We start from the raw sequence: 4,891 nt of genomic DNA, 5'->3' as shown, positions 1-4,891 counted from the left end.
CTCCTGGTGCTGGCGCACATCGTCCTCGTGCTGCTCACCGATCCGCGGGGCCTGTCGATCTTCGACTTCCGGGACACGACCGCGGCCGCGTGGGCCGGCTCCATCGCGACGGTGGCCCTCGCCATCGGGGTCGGTCTCGCGCTGCAGCGGCGGAAGCGGCGACCCCGCTACGAGGGGTGGCGGCTCCTGCACATCGCGTTGGCGGCGGTGGTCGTCGTCACGGCCTTCCTCCACCTGTGGTGGTTGGACAACCTGGTCAACGATGCGGTGTTCGGGACGTGGTTCCTGGTGCTGGCCGTGGCCGTGACGGCCATCGCGTCGAGGCGCTGGCTCTGGCTCCCGTGGCGAGCCCACCGACGCTCCTACGTGCTCGAGGAGGTGACGCCCGAGGCCGGGGACGCGGTGACCCTGGTGATGCACGCGCACGGCCACGAGGGCCGGCCGTTCGCCGCGGGGCAGTTCGCGTGGCTCAAGATCGGCTCGTCGTCGTTCGTCTTCGAGGAGCACCCCTTCACCATCGCCTCGACGGCGGAGCAGCCGCATCGCAAGACCTTCACCATCAAGGCGCTCGGCGACTTCAGCGAGCTGTTGGTGGGGTTGCGGCCCGGGCGTCGCGTCTTCCTCGACGGTCCCTACGGCGGGTTCACCATCGACGGCCTGGCCAGGTCGGAGGGGTTCGTCATGATCGCCGGCGGCGTCGGGATCACGCCGATGCTGAGCATGCTGCGCACCCTCAGCGACCGCGGCGACCGGCGTCATCACCACCTGCTCGTCGGCGCCCGGACCGTGGACGAGCTGATGCTGCGACAGGAGATCGACACGCTCCGCCACGACCTCGACCTGGTCGTCACCGAGGTCATCGAGGCTCCGCCGGACGACTGGCCGGGCGAGACCGGCCGGATCGACACCGAGCTGCTCGAGCGGTGCCTCCCACGGCACTACCGCCACCACGACTACTTCCTGTGCGGCCCGCCACCGATGGTGATCGCGGTGGGACGACAGCTGCGTGATCGCGGGATCCCGGCGCGGCGGATCCACACCGAGCGGTTCGACGTCGTCTGACTCGTCAGTCGCCGAGCGCCGGGCGGTGGAACTGCTCGAGTGCGAACGGCCCACCGACGTACGCCGCCTCGTCGTCGTCCTCGGGACGCTCGGGGATGCGGTCGGCGAAGGCCTCGGCGTCGTCCAGGGGGTCGTAGCCCAGGCGACGACCCGGCTCCAGGTCCCACCAGGCGCGGGTGTTGGCGCTGATGCCGTAGATGACCGCGAAGCCGGGGGAGGGCGCGGTGAGGGCGGCCTCGATCATCCGCACGCAGTCGTCGTGCGAGAGCCACGTCGACAGGTTGCGGCGCGTGGCGGGCTCGTCGAGGAAGGACCCGATCCGGCAGGCGACGGCGTCGACGGCGTAGCGGTCGGCGTACAACGACAGCACGGCCTCCGCGGCGACCTTGCCCACGCCGTAGAACGTGTCGGGGCGGGGGCGGGCGTCGTCGGGGACGAGGTCGCGGCGCGGGGTGCGGCCGACCGCGTGGTTGGACGAGGCGTAGACGATCCGGGAGACGCGATGGGCGACCATCGCGTCGAGCAGGGCCGCGGTGGTGACGACGTGCGAGGTGAGGGACGCCGGCAGCGACGCCTCGTCCGGGTGGCCGGCGAGGTGGACGACGGCGTCGAGGGGCTCGGCCTCGAAGACCGCCATCACCGCGTCGGGGTCGGCGCAGTCGACCGTGTGCCAGGTGCCGGTGAAGCCCTCGGGTTCCGGGACCAGGTCGAGGCCCACGACCTCGTGGTCGCGGTCGCACAGCCCGAGGGTGACGACCCGGCCGATGGAGCCAGCCGCGCCGGTGACGAGGATGCGCATGTCAGGCTCCGTTCATCAGATGCGGGGGACGATCTGGCCGAGCAGGTCACCCATGCGCGACGCGGCCGCCCTGCCTGCCTCGAGGACCTCCTCGTGGTTGAGCGGCTCGCCGCTGATCCCGGCAGCCAGGTTGGTGACCAGGCTGATGCCGAGCACCTCCAGGCCGGCCTCGCGGGCGGCGATCGCCTCGAGCGTGGTCGACATTCCCACGAGGTGGCCGCCGATGGCGCGGACCATCCCGATCTCCGCCGGGGTCTCGTAGTGCGGGCCGGGGAACTGCACGTAGACGCCCTCGTCGAGCGTCGGGTCGATCTCCCGGCACAGCGCCCGCAGCCGCGGGCTGTAGAGGTCGGTGAGGTCCACGAAGTTGGCCCCCTCGATGGGGCTCGTCGCGGTGAGGTTGATGTGGTCGGAGATGAGCACCGGCTGTCCCGGCTCGAAGGTCTCCTTGAGACCGCCGCACCCGTTGGTCAGCACGATGGCGCGACAGCCGGCCGCAGCCGCCGTACGCACGGGGTGGACGACGGCGCCGACGCCCTTGCCCTCGTAGAAGTGGGTGCGGCTGAGGAACACCAGGACGCGCCTGCCGGCGACCTCGAGGCTGCGGATCTTGCCCGAGTGGCCGACCACCCCGGCCGCGTGGAAGCCCGGGAGGTCGGTGGTGGCGATCTCCGCGGTGGCCTCGCCGAGGGCGTCGACGGCGGGCAGCCAGCCTGAGCCGAGGACGAGGGCGATGTCGTGCCGCTCGACGCCGGTGAGCTCGGCGAGCGTGGCGGCGGCGTCCTGGGCGAGGGTCGTGTGGTCGGTCACGGGGGTGATCCTAGGGCCGTGGTTGGCTGGCGCCATGAGTGAGGGAGCACCCCGGGACCTCGAGTTCGGGGACTACGACACCCGGTTGGCGGCGTACGCCGTGATCGTGGACGCCGATCGCGTCCTGCTGGCCTGGTGGAACGGCGAGGGGCACGGTGAGCCCGGCTGGTCCCTGCCGGGAGGTGGGGTGGACCTGCCCGAGACCGCCGAGCAGGGGATGGTGCGCGAGGTGCGGGAGGAGACCGGGTTCCACGTCGAGGCCACCGGGCTGCTCGCCGTGGACTCGCACGTCCTGTCTCCCGGGGAGCGGGTCACCGCCACGGATCGCTGGGTGCGATCGCTGCGGATCATCCACACGGCGCGGATCGTCGGCGGCACCCTCGGCACCCTCGAGGTGGGTGGGTCCACCGACCACGCGGAGTGGGTGCCGATCGACTCGGTGCCCGACCTGCCCCGCGCCGGGATCGTCGACATCGGGCTCGCCGCGTTCCTCGCGTCCCGCTGAGACGGGGCGAGGGGCCCGGTCAGAGTCCGGTCGAGCGGCACGAGCGCCGACGCAGCGCGCCGACGTAGTCGACCGGCGCGTCCGCGGCCTCGGCCGCGTCGGCCAGCACCCCGAGGTACGACGCGCTGGGCAGCCCGCCCTCGTAGGCGTCCAGCACGTAGGCCCAGACCACCTGCTCGCCGGCCATCGTGGAGACCCGCACCCGGGTCTTGCGGTAGAGCCCGGTGTCGGCGGACTCCCAGYGGTCGAGCTCGGTCTCGTCCTCGGACGTGACGTCGTAGACCGCGACGAAGACCTGCTCGATGGGGTCCTCGACGATCGTCGCGAGGGCGCCGTCCCAGCCGTGCTCCTCGCCGCCGAAGGTCAGCCGCCACCCCGTCAGCCAGCCCGTGGAGCGCAGCGGGGAGTGGGGACAGCGCTCGCTCATGCGGGCGGGGTCGAGGTTGGTCCCGTAGGCGGCGTACAAGGTCACCCGGCCAAGGCTAGCGACGTCGGGGCCGAGGGCTAGTCTGTGGCCCGTGACCGACACGCACTTCGACACCCTTGTCCTCGGCGCCGGCCCCGGTGGCTACGTCGCCGCCATCCGCGCCTCCCAGCTCGGCCAGAAGGTCGCGGTGGTCGAGAAGAAGTACTGGGGAGGTGTCTGCCTCAACGTCGGGTGCATCCCGTCCAAGGCCTTGCTGAAGAACGCCGAGCTGGCGCACACGCTCCAGCACGAGAAGGCCAAGTTCGGCATCGAGGGTGACGCCACCATGTCGTTCGGACCGACCCACAAGCGCTCGCGCGACGTGAGCGCCGGGATCGTCAAGGGCGTCSAMTTCCTGATGAAGAAGAACAAGATCACCGAGGTCGACGGCTGGGGCACCCTCACCGGCCCGAAGAGCCTCGACGTCAAGGACGACGACGGCAACGTCACGTCCTACACCTGCGACAACCTCATCATCGCCACCGGCGCCACCGTCCGGCTCGTGCCGGGCGTCGAGCTGAGCGACAACGTCGTCACCTACGAGGAGCAGATCCTCACCGACCAGCTCCCGGAGTCGATCATCATCGGCGGCTCGGGTGCCATCGGCGTCGAGTTCGCCTACGTGATGGCCAACTTCGGTGTCGACGTCACCATCGTGGAGTTCCTCGACCGGATGGTGCCCACCGAGGACGCCGACATCTCCAAGGAGCTCGCCAAGCACTACAAGAAGCTCGGCGTGAAGGTGCTCACCAGCACGGCCGTCAAGGGCGTCGAGGACACCGGCTCCGGCGTCAAGGTCACCGTCGCGCCCGCCGCCGGCGGCGACACCCAGGTGCTGGAGGCCGACAAGTTCCTGGCCGCGTTCGGCTTCGCACCGCGCGTCGAGGGCTATGGCCTCGAGGCCGCGGGCGTCGAGCTCACCGAGCGGGGTGCGGTCAAGATCGACGACTACATGCGCACCAACGTCGAGGGCGTCTACGCCATCGGCGACTGCACCGGCAAGATGATGCTGGCCCACGTCKCCGAGGCGATGGGCGTGGTGGCGGCCGAGACGATCAACGACGCCGAGACCATGCCGATCAACTACGACATGGTCCCGCGCGCCACCTACTGCATGCCGCAGATCGCCTCCTTCGGCTACAGCGAGGCGCAGGCCGAGGAGAAGGGGTACGACGTGAAGACCTCGTCGTTCCCGTTCACCGCCAACGGCAAGGCGATGGGCCTCGGCGAGGCCTTCGGCTTCGTCAAG

Annotated in this window: 6 protein-coding genes; 3 read left to right on the top strand and 3 right to left on the bottom strand. The window is 70.9% G+C overall.

Annotated features, from left to right (window positions below; all coding sequences use genetic code 11):
• The coding region (locus tag ACXJKL_RS14520; RefSeq protein ID WP_457207754.1) for a ferredoxin reductase family protein at positions 1–1,062 on the top strand (1,062 nt) is incomplete at its 5' end.
• Between the two features lie 4 nt (positions 1,063–1,066).
• Here ACXJKL_RS14520 and ACXJKL_RS14515 read toward each other — a convergent pair.
• Positions 1,067–1,861 carry an NAD-dependent epimerase/dehydratase family protein gene (locus ACXJKL_RS14515; protein WP_457207753.1) on the bottom strand — a complete coding sequence of 265 codons (795 nt, stop codon included), beginning with the start codon at positions 1,859–1,861 and terminating at the stop codon, positions 1,067–1,069.
• Positions 1,862–1,876: 15 nt separating this feature from the next.
• Positions 1,877–2,707, bottom strand: a complete 831-nt coding sequence (locus ACXJKL_RS14510; RefSeq protein WP_457207752.1) for a purine-nucleoside phosphorylase — start codon at positions 2,705–2,707, stop codon at positions 1,877–1,879.
• Here ACXJKL_RS14510 and ACXJKL_RS14505 point away from each other — a divergent pair.
• Positions 2,706–3,176: an NUDIX hydrolase gene (locus ACXJKL_RS14505; protein WP_457207751.1), complete on the top strand. Its 471-nt coding sequence runs from the start codon at positions 2,706–2,708 to the stop codon at positions 3,174–3,176. The two genes, ACXJKL_RS14510 and ACXJKL_RS14505, sit on opposite strands and share 2 nt — an antisense overlap.
• Before the next feature lie 19 nt (positions 3,177–3,195).
• On the opposite strand, the gene ACXJKL_RS14500 is transcribed toward ACXJKL_RS14505, so the two are convergent.
• Positions 3,196–3,648 (bottom strand): gamma-glutamylcyclotransferase, encoded by a 453-nt coding sequence (locus ACXJKL_RS14500; RefSeq protein WP_457207750.1) that lies wholly within the window; start codon positions 3,646–3,648, stop codon positions 3,196–3,198.
• A 46-nt stretch (positions 3,649–3,694) separates the two neighbouring features.
• On the opposite strand from ACXJKL_RS14500, the gene lpdA reads away from it, so the two are divergent.
• Positions 3,695–4,891, top strand: a 1,197-nt coding sequence (gene lpdA, locus ACXJKL_RS14495; RefSeq protein WP_457207749.1) for a dihydrolipoyl dehydrogenase, incomplete at its 3' end; no start/stop codon positions are given.

It is taken from the genome of Nocardioides sp. P5_C9_2 (assembly GCF_054049555.1).
Note: the sequence above shows the minus strand (reverse complement) of the source record. Positions and strands in the feature narration are given on the sequence as shown.